This is a genomic window from Kitasatospora sp. NPDC036934, assembly GCF_055608425.1.
In genome coordinates this window covers 299,324-315,529 of the sequence record NZ_JBVJQR010000005.1, presented here as the reverse complement: position 1 = coordinate 315,529, position 16,206 = coordinate 299,324, and the positions used below count along the sequence as shown (strand labels likewise).

The 16,206-nt window shown below is 74.5% G+C and carries 14 protein-coding genes; 4 read left to right on the top strand and 10 right to left on the bottom strand.

Annotated elements, in window-relative coordinates; translation table 11 throughout:
• The first annotated feature begins 85 nt into the window (after nucleotides 1-85).
• Together ACZ7BZ_RS10485 and ACZ7BZ_RS10480 are read left to right on the top strand one after the other, a co-directional pair.
• On the top strand, nucleotides 86-529 hold the full coding sequence (locus ACZ7BZ_RS10485; protein WP_188303386.1) for an acyl-CoA thioesterase: 444 nt from the start codon (nucleotides 86-88) through the stop codon (nucleotides 527-529).
• Between the two features lie 70 nt (nucleotides 530-599).
• Nucleotides 600-1,292: a DUF8185 domain-containing protein gene (locus ACZ7BZ_RS10480; protein ID WP_470358008.1), complete on the top strand. Its 693-nt coding sequence runs from the start codon at nucleotides 600-602 to the stop codon at nucleotides 1,290-1,292.
• Between the two features lie 35 nt (nucleotides 1,293-1,327).
• Here the strand turns inward: ACZ7BZ_RS10480 and ACZ7BZ_RS10475 are convergent, their stop codons facing one another.
• The 10 genes from ACZ7BZ_RS10475 to ACZ7BZ_RS10430 all read right to left on the bottom strand — a co-directional run bounded on the left by ACZ7BZ_RS10475 (nucleotide 1,328) and on the right by ACZ7BZ_RS10430 (nucleotide 14,545).
• Nucleotides 1,328-1,732 carry a globin gene (locus ACZ7BZ_RS10475; protein ID WP_380463518.1) on the bottom strand — a complete coding sequence of 135 codons (405 nt, stop codon included), beginning with the start codon at nucleotides 1,730-1,732 and terminating at the stop codon, nucleotides 1,328-1,330.
• 88 nt (nucleotides 1,733-1,820) lie between these two features.
• Entirely contained in the window at nucleotides 1,821-2,966 is a 1,146-nt protein-coding gene (locus ACZ7BZ_RS10470; protein ID WP_470358007.1) for an ABC transporter permease, read from the bottom strand.
• Nucleotides 2,963-3,880: an ABC transporter ATP-binding protein gene (locus tag ACZ7BZ_RS10465; protein ID WP_470358006.1), complete on the bottom strand. Its 918-nt coding sequence runs from the start codon at nucleotides 3,878-3,880 to the stop codon at nucleotides 2,963-2,965. The genes ACZ7BZ_RS10470 and ACZ7BZ_RS10465 overlap by 4 nt, the downstream gene beginning before the upstream one ends.
• 155 nt (nucleotides 3,881-4,035) lie before the next feature.
• Nucleotides 4,036-5,217, bottom strand: a complete 1,182-nt coding sequence (locus tag ACZ7BZ_RS10460; protein ID WP_470358005.1) for an FHA domain-containing protein — start codon at nucleotides 5,215-5,217, stop codon at nucleotides 4,036-4,038.
• A 73-nt stretch (nucleotides 5,218-5,290) separates the two neighbouring features.
• The gene (locus ACZ7BZ_RS10455) at nucleotides 5,291-6,646 is read right to left on the bottom strand and encodes a vWA domain-containing protein (RefSeq protein WP_470358004.1); all 1,356 of its coding nucleotides are present in this window, start codon (nucleotides 6,644-6,646) and stop codon (nucleotides 5,291-5,293) included.
• 94 nt (nucleotides 6,647-6,740) lie between these two features.
• Nucleotides 6,741-8,102 (bottom strand): protein phosphatase 2C domain-containing protein, encoded by a 1,362-nt coding sequence (locus tag ACZ7BZ_RS10450; protein ID WP_470358003.1) that lies wholly within the window; start codon nucleotides 8,100-8,102, stop codon nucleotides 6,741-6,743.
• A gap of 3 nt (nucleotides 8,103-8,105) precedes the next feature.
• Entirely contained in the window at nucleotides 8,106-10,670 is a 2,565-nt protein-coding gene (locus ACZ7BZ_RS10445) for a serine/threonine-protein kinase (protein WP_470358002.1), read from the bottom strand.
• A 5-nt stretch (nucleotides 10,671-10,675) separates the two neighbouring features.
• Nucleotides 10,676-12,046, bottom strand: a complete 1,371-nt coding sequence (locus ACZ7BZ_RS10440) for a hypothetical protein (protein ID WP_470358001.1) — start codon at nucleotides 12,044-12,046, stop codon at nucleotides 10,676-10,678.
• A 197-nt stretch (nucleotides 12,047-12,243) separates the two neighbouring features.
• Complete coding sequence (locus ACZ7BZ_RS10435; protein ID WP_470358000.1) at nucleotides 12,244-13,215, bottom strand: glutamate ABC transporter substrate-binding protein; 972 nt, start codon at nucleotides 13,213-13,215, stop codon at nucleotides 12,244-12,246.
• A 16-nt stretch (nucleotides 13,216-13,231) separates the two neighbouring features.
• Entirely contained in the window at nucleotides 13,232-14,545 is a 1,314-nt protein-coding gene (locus ACZ7BZ_RS10430; protein ID WP_470357999.1) for a hypothetical protein, read from the bottom strand.
• A gap of 480 nt (nucleotides 14,546-15,025) precedes the next feature.
• Here ACZ7BZ_RS10430 and ACZ7BZ_RS10425 point away from each other — a divergent pair, with 480 nt between their 5' ends.
• Complete coding sequence (locus ACZ7BZ_RS10425) at nucleotides 15,026-15,601, top strand: nucleosidase (RefSeq protein WP_470357998.1); 576 nt, start codon at nucleotides 15,026-15,028, stop codon at nucleotides 15,599-15,601.
• A 50-nt stretch (nucleotides 15,602-15,651) separates the two neighbouring features.
• Complete coding sequence (locus ACZ7BZ_RS10420) at nucleotides 15,652-16,185, top strand: DinB family protein (RefSeq protein ID WP_470357997.1); 534 nt, start codon at nucleotides 15,652-15,654, stop codon at nucleotides 16,183-16,185.
• Nucleotides 16,186-16,206 lie beyond the last annotated feature (21 nt).

Here is a 16,206-nt window from a genome sequence, read left to right as displayed (position 1 = left end):
CAGACTGCCCCCCGGGGCGGCCTGCCGGGCCGCGGCCCGTCGCCGAGGTTCGGCGGCGGGCGACCGGACACCGAGGAGAACACCCGTGGCTCGCCACATCTACGCCTGCCCGCTGCGCTGGTCCGACATGGACGCCTTCGGGCACGTCAACAACGTGGTCTTCCTGCGCTACCTGGAGGAGGCCCGGATCGACTTCATGTTCACCCAGGCCGCCGAGGCCGGCGCCGGGGAGTTCGCGGGCGGTTCGGTGGTGGCCCGCCACGAGATCGACTACAAGCGTCCGCTGGTGCACCGGCCGGAGCCGGTCACCGTCGAGACCCGGGTGACGCGCATCGGCAGCGCCTCGCTGACCGTCTCCTACGACATCAAGGACGTCCACGAGGACGGCTCCGAGACGGTGTACGTCCGCGCCTCCACCGTGGTCGTGCCGTACGACCTGGCCGAGGGCCGGCCGCGCCGGATCTCACCGGTGGAGCGGGAGTTCCTCTCCCGTTTCATGGACGAGGCCCCGGTCGGCGCGGCAGTCTGAAAGTCCCCGGACCTCGAGTGCCCGGATCCCCGAGCACCAGGATCCCCGAACCGATTCGAGCTGAGCCGCGTTGACCGTCACCGCCCGCCTCGCCCTGACCGACACCGGTGAGGCCGCCGACCTCTCCGCCTTCCTGCTGCGCCTGCTGCGCTTCGACCGGGCGGCGGCCGTGCGCCTGCAGGCGGTCGACCCGGCCGGGGCGGACGGCGTGCTGGCGGTCTTCGGGCGGCTGCCGCTGGGCGGTTCGGGCGCGCTGGCGATCCGTACGGCCCGGCTGAGCGGCCTGGACGAGCCGGTGGACCTGACCGTCTCGGCGGGCCAGCTGCTGGACGGCGTGGACACCGAGGCGGGCGCCGTCGCGCTGCCCGCGCCGGTGACCGGTCCGGCCTGGGCCGGGCTGCTGCCGCCGCGGGCCGGCTGGCGACCGGTCGGGGCCCCGCCGGTGGCCGAGGTGTACCCCGAACTGATGGCCGGGGTGCGGGAGTTCCGGGAGCGCACCGAGGCCGTCCCGGAGCACCACCGCAGCCGTGCGGTGCTGGACCGGCTGGCGGACGAGATCTGGTCCCGGCCGGTCGGCGTGCTGCCGGAGCTGCCGCTGCGCGCGGTGCACGCCGCGTACGCGATCGGCTTCCTGAAGCCCGGGGCCCCGCTCTCGGTGCACCGGGCGGGCGGCTGGCTGCGGCTGAGCGCCCCGGCGGGTTCGGTGCTGGTGCGGACCGCGGCCGCGCCGGGCGCGGGGCTGGGGCTCAGCCCGCTGCGGTGAACCGCAGGCTCAGCCCGGGGTGGTGAACCGCCCGCTCAGCCCGGGGTGTTGATCATCGAGGCGGCGGCGTAGGTCAGGTAGTCCAGCAGCTGCCGCTCGTGCTCGGCGGGCAGTTCGAGGCCGGCCACGGCGGCGCGCATGTGGGTGAGCCAGGCGTCGTGCGCGGCCTTGTCGACCTTGAACGGGGCGTGCCGCATCCGCAGCCGGGGGTGGCCGCGCTGCTCGCTGTAGGTGCGCGGGCCGCCCCAGTACTGCATGAGGAACAGCGCCATCCGCTCCTCGGCCGGGCCGAGGTCCTCCTCGGGGTACATCGGTCGCAGCAACTCGTCCTGGGCGATGCCCTCGTAGAAGCGGCGGGTCAGCAGCCGGAAGGTCGGCTCACCGCCGACCTGCTCGAAGAAGGTCTCCTCGCTGAACGTGCCTCGCCCGATCTCTGTCACCCGACCATGGTCGCAGACGCCGACGGGGTCGTACACCGGGACCAATGGCGTACGACCCCGTCGGGCCGGAGGTGTCAGGAGGGGAGGATCAGGCGTCTTCCCACTTGAACAGCTTCCAGGCGATGCCGGTCAGTACGGCCGCGAAGAGCAGCAGTCCGCCCATGGTCGGCAGGGCGTCGGTGATGCCGCCGCCGCGGGTCAGCACGGTCTGGGCGGTGTCGACCAGGTAGTGCAGCGGCATGACCTTGGAGACGGTCTGCAGCCAGCCGGGGGCGCCGTCCAGCGGGAAGAACGAGCCGGACAGGAACGACATCGGCAGCACGATGATCTGCGAGATGCCGTTGGCCGCCTCCTCGGTCTTGGCGACCGAACCGGCCAGCAGGCCGATCGACATGAAGGCGAGCGTCGCACAGGCCACCAGCGGGAGGACCAGCCACCAGTTGCCGGTGAGCTTGAGCCCGAAGAAGCTGGTGGCGACCACCAGGAACACGCTGGTCTGCAGGAACGCGGTGAGCAGCGAGACCAGGATCCGGGAGCTGACCACCGTGCCGGCGCTGATCGGCGCCAGCCGCAGCCGGCGCAGCACCTTGGACCTGCGCCAGTTGACCAGGGTCAGCGCGGCGCCGAAGACCGCGCCGGTGGCGACGGCCCAGCCGAGCAGGCCCGGGGTGAGGAACTGGATCGGCTTGAGTGACTTGTCCTCGACCTGCTGGGAGTCCAGCACGTAGGCGGCCGGCTGGTGGGTGGCCTGCTGGTTGGCCTCCTGGACGACCGAGTTGAGGATGCCATGGAGCGCGCCGGCCCTGACCTGGTCGGCGGCGGTGTAGCGCAGCTCCACCGTGCCGTCCGGGCCCTGCTTGATCATCGCGTCGAAGTCGCCCTTGCGGACCTTCTCCAGCGTGCCGGCCTCGTCGTCGGTCCTGGTGATGGTGAGGACCTTGTCCAGGCCGGCCCGCTGGTCGCCCTGGATCGAGTCGAACAGCTTCACCGCGCCGACCTGGGCGACCTTGGCGTGCGGGCTGCCGGAGCCCTTGGTCACGGAGCCGAAGAAGACCAGGAAGACCAGCGGGAACAGCAGGATGAAGAAGGTCGCGGTGCGGTCGCGCTTCATCCCGAGCAGCATCGCGCGGGACAGGCTCCAGAAGGCGCTGACCCGCTCCCGCCCCTCGGCGGCGCCGGCCGAACCACCGCGCGGTGCGGGGGCCTTCGGCTCGGAGGAGGTGGTGACGGTCATGCGCGGAACTCCCGTCCGGTCAGCTGGAGGAAGACGTCCTCCAGGGTGGCGCCGCGCACTTCGAGGCCGCGCAGCGCGTTCTGCTCGGCGAGGACGCTGAGGACCGGGGAGGGCAGGCGGGTGGAGACGGAGAGCGAGACGGTGTCGTCCTCCAGGGTGGCGATGTCGGCGCCGGCGGCGGCCAGCAGTTCGCGGGCCCGCTCCAGCGGCAGCTGGCCGGACGCCACGCTGATCCGGACGGTGTCGTCGATCTCGCGGATCAGCGCCGCCGGGGCGCCGGTGTGGAGGATCCTGCCGTGGTCCATGATCGAGACCCGGTCGCAGAGGATCTCGGCCTCGTCCAGGTAGTGGGTGGTCAGGACGACGGTGCGGCCCTCGGCGTTGATGTCCCGCAGCAGGTCCCAGAGGTTGCGGCGGGCCTGCGGGTCGAGGCCGGTGGTGGGCTCGTCCAGGAAGACGAGCTCCGGGTCGTGGGCCAGTGCGCAGGCGATCGACAGGCGCTGGGCCTGGCCGCCGGACATCTGGTCGGTGAGGCTCTCGGTCTTGTCGGCGAGGCCGACCCGCTCCAGCATCGCGTCGGCCCGCTTGGGGCCGACCCCGTAGAACGACGCGAAGGTGCGGATGGTCTCCCGGGCGGTCAGTTTCCGGAAGAAGGCGGAGGCCTGGAACTGCACGCCGATCCGCGGCAGCAGTTTCGGATTGCGCGGCCAGGGCGCCATCCCCAGCAGCTCGACCCGGCCCTCGTCGGGCTTCCGGACGCCTTCCAGGATCTCCATGGTGGTGGTCTTCCCGGCGCCGTTCGGGCCCAGGATCCCGTAGAACTCGCCGGCCTCGACGGTGAGCGAAACCCCGTCGACGGCCTGCACATCCCCGTACCGCTGACGGATGCCGTCGGCGGATATTGCAGCAGTCATGAGGCCAGAGAATAGGGGTTTCGGAGCGTCTTGTGCATGTCGGCGAAGGGAATTTGTGGAATCCCTGAGGAAGTCACGGAAAGCCGGGCCGGGCGGAATATCCGAATTCCGCCCGGCCCGGCCGGAGTTGTCGCTGACGCGCGATCAGAAGCGGGTCAGGCGCGGTGCATCGTGATGGTGGTCCAGGCGCCGATGTGGATCCGGTCGCCGTCGTTCAGCGGTACGGCGGTGTGCGGGGAGATCGGGTCCGCGCCGCCGTTCACGGTGGTTCCGTTGGTCGAGTCCTGGTCGACCAGGACCCAGCTGCCGTCCGCCTGTTCGGCGAGCAGCGCGTGCTGGTGCGAGGCGCCCGGGTCCTCCGGCGGCACCGACAGGTCGATCTCCGGGACGGTGCCCCGGTGCTGGCTGCGCCGGCCGATCCGCAGCTGGCCGCGGCCGGTCAGCGGGATGCGGCGCTCGGGGCAGTACGGCGGGAAGAACAGGCCGGCCGCCTCGGGGCCGCTGCGGGCCATCATGTCGGTGAAGTAGTCGCGGTCGGCCGAGACCACCGCGATCCAGTTGGCCCGGACCGGCTCGGCCGGGGCGCCCTCCGGCTGGGCACCCGGCTGGGGCTGCGGCGGGGCCAGGTGGAAGGAGGTGCCGAAGTCGCCGCCGCGGTTGTTCGGGCCGGGGCCGGCCGGCTGGGCGTACACCGGGCCGGAGTCCTCGCGGACCGGGGCCTCCGGGAAGGCGCCCTCCGGCGGCGGGTAGCCGTAGGTGTGGGGGTACTCCGGCTGCTGCGGGTACCCCGGCTGCTGCGGCTGGTGGGGCTGCGGCGCCCCGGGCGGACCGGGCGGGGCCTGCGGCGGCTGCGCCGGGCCGCCGTAGGCCGCCGGGATGTTCAGCGGCGGGGGCTGGGCCGGGCCGGGCGCGGGCGCGGGTGCGGCGCCGCCGCCGGCCGGCACCTGGCGGCGCGAGGGGGTGGACAGCTCGTAGTCGTAGCCGCACTCCTCGCAGAACCGGCCGGTCTGCGGGCTGCGGCAGATCGGGCAGACGGCCAGGCCCTCGGTGAGGCCGTGCGGCGCCCCGGGCGGCGGGTAGCCGCCGGGCGGGGGGAACGCTCCGGGCGGAGGCGGCGGGACGGCCCCCGGGTGGGTCGGCGGCCCGGGCGGCGCGCCGAAGGCGGCACCGCCGTGCTGCGGGTACCCGGCGGGTGCGCCGGGCGCGGAGTCGGCCCCGGGCGTGCCCGGGTACCCCCCGTGGGCGCCGGGTGCCGGGGCCGGTGGAGTCATCGGGAAGCCGCAGAAGTCGCACCAGTCCTCGGCCTGCGACTCGTGGCCCCTCGGGCAGATCGGCATCAGGTCCCCCTCGTTTCGGGCCGGTGCGGTGCGACGTGGCGCCGGGCGGCCGGCCCGATCACGTTTTCAGCGGTCACTTCTTCACACGTACCGTCTTGGTCGACCGGGTCTCAAGGGTCATCGAGTCGGCCTCGCTCACGTTCTTACGGAACCGAACCGTACCCTCCTTCGGGTCCACCACGTCCACCACCTTCTGCAGCAGCTTGAAGGTGCCGTCGTTGCCGGTCGCGTGGGCGATCCGGACGGCGGCACCCAGCTTGGCGGTGGCGGTGTCGACGTCCCCGGCGCGGTGGGCCTCCAGGCCCTCCTGGATGGAGGAGGCGAGTTCGGCCTGCCCGGTGTAATGGGCGACCTGCGGGCTGATCCGGGTGGAGGAGGCCAGGTCGTCCGTCCAGACGGCCTTGACCAGGCCCTGGCCGAGCACCTCGGGGGTGCCGCCGCCGACCTGCGGGGGCAACACCAGGCTGATCCGGGCGGCGAGCATCTCGTTGCCGACCGACGCCGCCGGGACCTCGACGCAGACGTGGTAGTCGCGGCTCTCGTCGCCCCAGGAGCCGGTCGGGTAGTCGCCGGCCCGGGGGCCGGACTCGGCGCGGCGGCCGGTGAGGTCCTCGACCGCGGGGGCGACCTGCTTGACGAACTTGACCGCGGCGTTGGCCGGGGTCCAGATCCGCAGGGCGACGTCGGCGACCTGCTTGCCCATCGCGCCGGTCATCATCGAGCGGAAGTCCTCGGCCAGGCCGGAGGGCTCGGCGACGATGTCGGTGGTGCCGAGCAGCGCGGAGGAGATCTTGCGCAGCTCGTCGATCCGCCAGTCGGTGCCGACGCCGCGGCAGTCGGCGGTGAAGTGGCCGGTGACCCGCTCGATGTTGCGGGCGAGGTCCTCCGCCGACTCGTGCTCGTTGTTGCCGTCGGTGAGCAGGATGGCGTGCCGGATGGCGATGTCGCGGCGGGTGAGGAAGAGCTTGTCGGCCTTGGCCAGCCAGGTGCCCATCGCGGTGCCGCCGGCCGCGGTGAGGCGGCGCAGCGACTCCTTGGCCTGCTCCCGGGTGCTCGCCGAGGCGGTCGCCAGGGTGCCGTCGCCGGGGTAGATGTCGCGGGCCTCGTGGGTGCCGGCCACCACCGCGAAGGCGGTGCCGTCGCGCAGGGCGTCGATGGCGGCGGCGGTGGCCTCGCGGGCCCCGTTGATCTTGGTCTTGGGGTAGTCCATCGAGCCCGAGCAGTCGACCAGGATCACCACGGCGGCATTGGCGTCGCCGCCCGGTCGGCCGGCGTCGGTGATCCCGAGCGGACGGCCGCCGGACGTGCCGCCGCCGGTGGAGGTGACGGTGACGATGGCGTTGACCTCGCGGGCGCCGTCGGCCAGGTACTCGTTCTGGAAGATCTCCACGTCGAACCTGGGCAGGTTCGGCTTCGCCAGTGTTGCCATGGGGCGGTGGCTCCCGTCGGGTCAGGGGTGGATGCGATCGGGTCTCGGGGCGGTCCGGCGGACGGAGGCCGTCGGGCCGTTCGCGTCGGGCCGGTCAGGCCGTCGGCGGGTGCGGCGGCTGCGGCGGGACGGGCGGCGCCACGGGCGGTGCGGGCGGGACGGCCGGCGGGGCGGGCGGCGCGGTGGCCGGGACCGGCGGGGCCGGGGGCAGCGGGGCGGAGGGGGAGCCGATCACCGGGAGGTCCGGCAGGGTCGGGTCGTGGTCCTCGTCGTCCCCGAGGGCAGCGGCCGGGATACCGGTGGGGGTGCCGACCGGGGCGCCCGTCCGGACGGCCTGGGCCTCCGCCGGGGTGATCACCCTGAGGTCCAGCGCGGTGGGCGTCTCCTCGATCTCCGCCAGCGCGGCGGCGGACGGCTCGATCGGCAGCACCGCGACGGTGATGTTGTCGTGCCCGCCGGCCGCGACCGCGAACTTCACCAGGGTCTGCGCCGTGGCGAGCGGTTCGGTGCGGGCGTCCGGCCGGACGTAGTAGGCCAGGTCGGTGGCCGCCTCGGCGTAGTTCCACAGCCCGTCGGTGCAGATCAGCAGCACTCCGGGGACGTGCGGGGTGAAGTCGAGGGTGTGCGGCACGACCTCCTCGGCGTCGGCGCCGAGCCAGCCGGTGATGGCGTGGGCACGCGGGTCGGAGTAGGCCTCTGCCTCGCCCATCAGCCCGGCCTCGACCATCCGGGCCGCCCAGGAGTCGTCCTGGGTGAGCCGGAAGGGTTCGGCGCCGGTGCGGTCGTCCGGGATCCAGTACGCCCGGGTGTCGCCCACCCAGCCGATGGTGACCCGGCCGCCCGCCGCTATGGCGCTGACGTAGGTGCAGGCGGGTGCGTTGAGGTCGGGGCGGGTCGGGCCGGCGCCGTCGGTGGCGAGGTCGGCGACGGCCTTGGCGGCGTCGGCGATCGCCGCGCGCATCGCCTCCTCCGGGTCCCGGCCGGCCTCCAGGGAGGTGAGCAGGGACTCCGAGGCGGCGTCGACGGCGGTCTCGGAAGCCTCGTCGGGGCGGTCGGAGGAGGAGACGCCGTCGCACACCACGGCGACCACGACGGGCTCCCCGCCGGGCAGCGAGGTGGCGGCGACGGTGAAGGAGTCCTCGTTGCGGTGGTGGCGCACGCCGCGGTCGCTGACCCCGGCGACGCCCCCGAGGGCCTTCTCCATGTGGTCGCGCGGGCGCGGCTGGGCGCTGCCGCAGCCCTCGCAGTAGCCGTCCTCGGTGACCTGCGGCTGCCCGCAGTGCACGCAGACCGGCCCGCGCTGCGGCGGGACGGCCTCACCGCGGGCGGCGGCCCAGCTGGCGGGCATCGCGCCCGGGGCCGCCCGACCGTCCCGGCCGGCCCCGCAGCGCCCGCAGTAGGCGTCCTCACGGTCCATCGGCTCGGAACAGCTCGGGCACTCGGTCTGCTGCGGCATCGGTTACACCCACGTCCTGGGGCGGGCCCGGTTGGCCCGTTCCACCATCTCGATCCTGGTCTCGGCCCGGTCGGCCAACCGGGCGAGTACCCGGTAGGACTGTTCCAGGGCGAAGCGCAGTTCCCGCTCGACGGCGGGACGTCCCAGTACCACCAGGTCGGCGCCCTGCGGGGCACCGGCCGAGCCGGCGCCGACCCAGCCGAGGGCCGCGCCGAGCACCTCCACGGAGAGCTCCTCGCGGCGGCGGTCGTCCAGCCGCAGCGCGGTCAGCTGGTCGGAGCCGGCGGCGAGGTCGGCGGCGAGCGGCTCGGTGGCGGCCCGTTCGCGCAGCCGGGCGCGGACGGCGGCGATCCGGGCGGCGGTGTACTGGCTGGAGGTGGCCGGGACGGACTCCAGCACCCGCACCGCGCCGGGCCGGTCGTCCCCGGCGAGGCGGACCCGGGCCAGGCCGAAGGCGGCGCTCAGGTAGGAGTGGTCGGTGGTCCAGACGAGCCGGTAGAACTCGGCCGCGTCGCCGCCGTCGTCGAGCAGTTCGGCGCAGATGGCGAGGGCGAGCTTGGGCGCGGCCTCGCCGGGGAAGGCGTCGTAGACCGCGTCGAAGGCCTCGGCAGCCGCTCGAAGGGCTGTGATTCGCCCGCTCGCCTCCGGGTGCTCCTGACCCGGTGCTCGGGGCGTGCCGGAGTCGTCGGCGGCCGCGACCAGGGCGACCAGCCCGCGGTACCAGACCACCCGCCAGTCGTCCGGGTGGTCCTGTTCCAGCGCGGCGAGCGCGTTCACGGCCGTGTCGTGGCGGCCGAGTTCGAGCAGAGCGCGCAGTTCGCGCAGCCGGCTCTCGACCGAGACGGCGGGGGCGCCGCCGAGGGCGGCGAGCGCCTCCTCGGGGTCGGTGGCGAGCAGGGTGGCGAGGAAGCCGGCGTTGGGGTCGCCCGGGTCGACCCGGGGGACGGGCAGCGCCAGGGCGGCGGCGGAGGGGGACAGGGCGGCCACCCGGAGCTGTCCGGGGTGGTCGGTGGGCAGCACCAAGTCGGTGTCCACGACGCGCAGTTCGGGGCCGAACAGGGTGGACGGCGCGGGCCGGGGCCGCTCGTCCTGGAGGGCCAGGACCTCCCGCAGCACGCCGGTGAGCTGGTCGGCCATCTCCTCGGCGGAGGAGAAGCGGCGGGCCGGGTCCGGGTCGGTGGCGCGGACCAGGAAGCGGTAGTACGACTCGTACTTCGCGAAGACCTCGACGTCCTCGGGCCCGGGCAGGGTTTCGCGGTAGGTGGTGCTGTAGCCCTGGAAGTCGAAGGTGAGCACCGCGAGGGTGCGGGCCACGGTGTAGAGGTCGGAGGCGGGGGAGGGGCCGTGGGTGGCGATCTCCGGGGCCTGGTAGCCGACGGTGCCGTAGATCGCGCCGTCGTGGTCGAGGCGGCAGACCGCGCCCATGTCGATGATCTTGAGCGCGTCGCCGCTCTGGATCACGTTGTCGATCTTGAAGTCGCAGTAGATCAGGCCCCGGCTGTGCAGGTACCCGAGCGCGGGCAGCGCCTCCAGCGCGTACGCGATCGCCACCTCCACCGGCAGCGGCTCGCGCCGCCCGTCCGGGGTGCGGCGGTCGTTGGCGATGTCCTTGAGCGACTTGCCGCCGACGTACTCCATGACGATGTAGCCGGCGGTGGAGCCGGAGCCGATGTCCAGGTGCTCGGCGAAGTTGATGATCCGGACGATGTTCGGGTGGTCCACCTCGGCCAGGAAGCGCCGCTCGGCGACGGCCGCGGCGAGCGCGTCCTCGTCCCCGGTGTTCAACAGGCCCTTGAGGACGACCCACTTGTCGTTGACCCGGCGGTCTATGGCCAGGTAGATCCAGCCGAGCCCGCCGTGCGCCAGGCAGCCCACCACCTCGTACTGGCCGCCGACCAGGTCGCCGCGGCGCAGCTTGGGCGTGAAGGAGTACGGCGTGCCGCACTTGGTGCAGAAGCCGTCCGGGCGGCCCGGCTGGCCGTTCTTCTCCCGGCCCACCGGGGCCTCGCACTTGGAGCAGTACCGCTTGCGCTCGGGCACCTCCGGATTGGTCAGCACCGCCTGCGCCGGGTCGGCCGTCGCCACGGTCGGCACGGTGACCAGCCCGGCGCCCAGCCGGTTGCGGGTGCCGGCGCTGACGCTGCCCCGGGTGGAGCGCACCGAGACCGAGCGGCTGCTGCCGGTGCGGGTCGAGCGGTGCGAGCGGGAGCGGCCGGACATCGAGCGGGCGGAGCCGGTGCGGGCCGACAGCGAGCGGATCGAGCCGCTGCGGGCGGAGTCCGGGGCGACCCGCGCGGACGGCACGTGGGGCTGGGTGATGCCGGTGTCCGCGCCGGGCGGGGTGAGCCCGCACTCGTCGCAGTAGCCGTCCGCGTCGATGCTGCCGGAGCAGTCCCGCGGGCAGGGCGAGCCGGGACCGGCGGCGGTCGGCGGCGGGGCCGCCGCGCCGGAGGACGCCGGGGCGACCGCCGCGGCCCCCACCGGGGTCAGCCCGCACTCGTCGCAGTAGCCGTCCGCGTCGATCCTGCCGCTGCCGGAGCACCCCGGCCGTACGCACGTCTCGCCCATCAACCTCAGCCCCCCTGTACCTGTCCGTCGACCGGCGTCTGGCCGGTCGTCCCGTGTGCCGGTGCGCCCTCCGCGGCCTCGCTCTGGGCCGGGCGCAGCGACTGCTGGAAGCGGGCCACCGCGGTGGCCGCCGCCCGCAGGTCGCAGGGCGCGCTCCACAGCAGCCAGCGCGCCTTCTCGTACCGTTCGATCACTTCCGGGTCCTCGGCGACCCGCATCCGGGCCGCCATCGCCTTGTAGGCGTCCAGCCGGCCGCGCAGTTCGGCCCGGACGGCCAGTGGCTGGGTGACCTCGGTGAGCGAGTGCCGGGCCCGGGCCAGCTCCTTGGCGGCGGCGTCCTCCAGGGTGTCCAGCAGCGGAGCCAGCCGGCCCCACTGCCCGGCCTGGCGCAGGTCCAGGGCGGTGACGATCCGTTCGCGCAGCGCCGAGGCCGGGCCGGGCACCGCGGGGACGTCGCTGGCCGCTATCTTCGCCAGCACCTCGCCGCGGGCCCGGCGGGCCTCGGCCAGGGTGGCGTCGGCCCGCTGGAGCAGGTCGCCGACGCCCTGGAGGCGCTCCTCGGCGTCGTCGCGCAGCCGCAGCAGGTTCTCCAGCTCCAGCCGGACGCCGTCCAGCGCCCGCCCGGCCCGGTCGAAGCGCTCGGTGTCGACCACCCCGGCGGCCGAGGCGAAGGCCTCGCCGTCGGGCACCGTGCCGCGTTGGGCGGGCACCCGGGCCGGGCGCCACAGCGCCAGCGGGTCCTCCCGGACCTCGGTGCGCAGCTCGGTGAGGTCGCGTCCGAGCCCGGTCAGGTCGTCGCCCAGCGGGTGGCTGCCGGTACGCACGCCGAGCGAGGCGGCCAGGGTCTGCACCCGGTGCAGTTCGGCGAGCAGCAGGTCGATCCGGGCCGGCAGCGCCGACCAGACCGCGTCGGCGGCGCTGACCACCTCCAGCACGGTGGCGTACCAGGAGTTCATCCGGGCCATCAGCGCGTCCAGGCTGATCCGCTCGACCAGCTTGGCGGGCGCGCCCAGCAGTTGCGGCCCGTCCGGCAGCGCGCCGCCGGGGACGGTCACCGCGTCGCCGGTCAGCAGCTCGCTCAGCTCGGCGAGTTCGGGACCGCCGGGCTTGGCCTTGCGGGCCCGGACGGCGCGGGCCGAGGCGAGCGCCTCGGAGTAGCGGTCGAACAGCGCCCAGAGCAGCGGCAGGCCCTTGCCGGCGACCGACCAGCGCTCCAGGGTGCGGCCGGACAGCCCGGCGCCCTCCAGCAGCCGCAGGCCCGGGTGGTCCTGCAGGGCGAGCAGCGCCGACTCGACCGCGTCCCGCTCCGCGCCGAGGCGCGCGAGCGCGCGGTCCACCTCCTCCCGGCTCAGTACCGGGCCAGCCGATGCCGCCACCGCGGTGTCCTTCCTTCCCTCGCGTGCGACGCCGTCGCGTACGACGTGCGGCCCACGACAACCCCCGTGCCCACCACCGGTCTCCCCGTGGTGATCGTCCCGAACCCTAGCCGGTGGCCGTCCGGGCGGTGCGGGCGCGGGGCGTCAAGACGGCGTCAACGCCCCGCGTCCGTGGTGCTCCGTGCGCGATGCGGCGCTCAGTGCGGAACGGGCCAGTAGTGCTCGGCCTCGTTCAGCATGTACGGCTTCAGCCAGCGGTCGTAGCTGCGGCCCCAGTCGCCGCTGCCGTGGTAGTCGGCCAGCACCTGGTTGACCCGGGCGGTGAGGTCCGGGCTGCTCTTGAGCATGGCGACGCCGATCACCTCCGGCTGCACGTCGCCGTCCACGATCCGCACGGTCTGGTCCTGGGCGGCCTGGCCGGCCGCCAGGCCGTCGTCGGTCATGGTGGCGTCGACCTTGCCGAGCTGCATCAGGACCAGGCAGTCCAACTGGTTCTCGACGACCGTCAGCTGCGCCTTGGCGTCCTTCTTGGCGCCCTTGGCCGGGTCCATCACATCGGCGGCCGTGGACCCCTTGGCGACGCAGACGTTCTTGCCGGCGATCGCCTCGTCCAGGTTCTTCGCCTGGGAGGTCTTCGGCACCAGCACCCGCTGGGAGATGCTGAAGTACGGCTTGGAGAAGGCGACGTCCTGCATCCGCTTGCAGTTGACGGTCATGGTGCGGACGATCAGGTCGACCCGGCCCTTCTGCACCGCGTCGACCCGGTCGGCGGTAGCGACCGGCTTGAGCACCACCTTGTCCGGGTCGCCCATGATGGCGGTGCCGATGGCCCGGGCGAGATCGATGTCGAAGCCCTCGATCTGGCCGGTGTTCGGGTTGCGGGCGCCCCAGCGGTAGCTGTTCTGGTCCACGCCGATCACCAGGCTGCGCTTGGCCTTGATGGCCTTCACCGCCGGGCCGTCGGCCGAACTCGGCGGCACGCTGCTGTAGATGTCGCAGGTGTCGGACTGGTCCTGGGTCTGCTGGACTGCCTGCGGCGCGTTCTGCGGCGCGGCGGTCGCGGCGGCCGGCGCGGCGCCGGACGGTCCGCCCCCGCCGAGCACGGCCGCGCAGGCCGCCAGCACTGCCAGCGCCGCGGCGCTCCTGGTCGGTACGGTCCTCGTGCGCATCGTCGTGTTCCCCCCTCTACCGGTACTCGGCGAGTCGTCGGCCCAGGCCCCGCAGCGCGGCCGCCGCGGCCACCAGGCCCAGCACCGCGGCCGCGCCGGCCGCGAGGCGGAGGTCCCCGGCGGTGCCGTCGGCGGCGGCGTCGAACCGGGCCTGCTCGGCGTCGGCGGCCTGGGCGAGCGCCCGGTCGGTGGCGTTGAAGGCGGCGTCGGCGGTGTCGGTGGTGTCGGTGGCCGACACCGTCGCGTTCAGGGCGCCCTGGTAGTCGGCGTTGTCGACCTCGGCGGTGCGCGCGGCGCGGTACCGGTCCTGCCAGACGTCGTACTGGTCGGCGGCGGTGGCCAGCGACCTGCTCGCGGCGGCGGGGGCGAGGATCAGGGCGTTGGAGAGCGTGCCGGCGCGGTCGCGCATCGGGGTGCTCTTCTCGGCCGTTCCGGCCAGCCGCTTGGTGAGGTCCGTGTACTGGGTGGCGTAGGTGGCGGTGGAGCCGCGCGCGACCAGGTTCAGGTTCTCCGCCAGCCGGGCCGTCAGCACGTCCACCCGGGCCGAGTTGAGCGCCCGCAGCGGGTTGGCCCCTTCGCGGTCGCTCTTCTCCAGTGCCGAGCCGGTGGTCAGCCCGGCCACGGCGAGCCAGAGCGTGCCGGCCAGGACGGCGGCGGTGGCGCCCACCAGACCGATGTTGAACACCCGGTTGGTGCGGCGGAACAGGGTCAGCTGCACCCAGCCCAGCGCGGCCAGGGTGAGCACCGCCAGGCCGTACGCGCCCCAGGGCGTCGACCGCGCCGCGGCGTAGTCGTTCACCAGCTCGTGGTTCTCGATGGTGTTCAGCTCGGCGGCGGCCGGCAGCAGCACGGTCTGCATCTGCTCGGAGGCGTACCGCAGGTAGGCGCCGCCGAGCGGGATGCCCTGCCGGTTGTCGGCCCGCGCGGATTCCACCAGACCGGCGTACACCGGGAGTTGCTGGTTCAGCCGGCTGAGTGAGTCCTGCGCCGGGGAGGTCGCGGTGGTGCGGGCGGCGGCCTGGGAGATCAGCTTGGCGGCCTGGGCGAGGTCCTGCTCGTAGCGGGCCCGGACGTCCTTGGGCTCGGCGCCGGCCAGCAGGAAGCCGGAGGCCGCGGTGGTGGCGGCGTCGGCCAGCGAGCGGTGGATCTCGGCGGCGTCCCGGCTGAGCGGCTGGCTGTACGAGACCACCCGGTCGGCGGCCTGCGCCCTGGTCTCCAACTGCCAGGCGGTGAGCCCGCCGAAGGCCACGGTGAGCACCGCGAGCACCACCCCGGCCAGCCGCAGCCGGCCCGGGGGCGTACGGGTGGCCTGCGCCAGCCGGGCGCGCACACCCCGCTCCGGCGCCCCTGTCCGGGGGCGCCGCGCGGGCCCTCCGGAGCCGGGCCTCGCCGCGGGCACCCCGCGGGGCGGCGCCCCCGGGGCGGGCGGAACGCCGTACGGTGCCGCCGCACCCCCGTACGGCGCTGCCGTCGACCCGGCCGGTGGCGTGCCCGGCCGGGCCGGGACCGGTGCGCCCGGTGCGCCGTTGCCTACTGGTGTTGCCACCCGCCTCATCCTCCCCTGGGGCCGGCCCGACACCCGGGGCCCGACCGATGGCAGCAGTATGGCCGTGACTTCCTCCGGCCACACCTGACTTGCGCCGATCTTGAGCATGTCGTGCACGGTTTCCGCACGCTCTCGTACGGCTTGTACCGGTCCTGCCGGGCCGACGGAGAGGTGGCGACCCGTGCGACGCCGGCGGCGCCCCGAGCGGTTCCGCGCCGCGCTGATCCCGGGCCCGGCACCCCTGCGCTCCGTACCATGGGCCCCATGCGACTGCTTGGAACGATCTCGCCCGACCGCCCGCTGCTCGTCGTCGCGGTCCGCGAGGAGGCCGCCCACCTCGACGACCGGCTGCCCGTGCTGCTCACCGGGATAGGGAAGGTCAACGCCACGGCGGCCCTGGCCACCGTGCTCGCCCGGGGCGAGCGGCCCTCCGAGGTGATCAACCTCGGCACGGCCGGCGCGCTGCGCCCCGGCTGGGAGGGCATGCACCACGTCGTCCAGGTGATCCAGCACGACCTGAACACCACGGCCCTGCAGCAGCTCACCGGCCGCAGCTACGGCGCCCCGCTGGTGGTCGGCCGGGGCGACGGCCCGGTGCTGGCCACCGGCGACCTGTTCGTCGAGGACCCGTCCGCCAAGGCCCGGCTGGCCGAGCACGCCGACCTGGTCGACATGGAGGGCTACGCCGTCGCCGCCGTCTCCCACCGGGCCGGGGTGCCGGTGCGGCTGGTCAAGTACGTCAGCGACGAGGCCGGGGACGGCGCGGCCCACAGCTGGCGGGAGTCGGTGGACGGCTGCGCCCGGCACCTCGCGGACTGGGTGCGCGCACAGGGCTGGTGACGGGCCCTGGTCGGGTGCGTCCGGCCGGTTCCGCTGGTTACGGTGGCGGGGTGACCGACAACACCGCGCCCCGGGGCGCCGCGCCGAGCAAGCTCTCCGACAACCGCCCGCCGACGCTCAACGCCGACGAGCGGACCACCCTGCTGGCCTTCCTCGACTACCTGCGGGAGGGCGTGATCGGCAAGCTGGACGGCCTCGGCGACGAGGACGCCCGGCGCCCCGGCGTCGCCTCCGGCACCAGCCTGCTCTGGCTGGTCCGGCACCTGACCGTGGTCGAGCTCAACTGGCTCGAGTACGCGTACGGCGGGCAGGGGGACGCGCCGCTGGACAGCGACGACTTCGGGTCGGCCGAACTGACGGTGGAGGCGGCGGTCGCCGACTACCGGGAGGCGATCGCCCGGGCCAACGCGGTGGCAGCGGCCGCCCCCGACCTGGACCGGCCGGGCGCGCGCTCGCTGCGGCCCGACGCCGCCGAAGGGCCGTCGCTGCGCTGGGTGCTGGTGCACATGATCGAGGAGACCGGACGGCACGCCGGGCACGCGGACATCATCCGCGAGCAGCTGGACGGGGCCGTCGGGCGCTGAGGCCTGCGGGCGGGGGGCGGG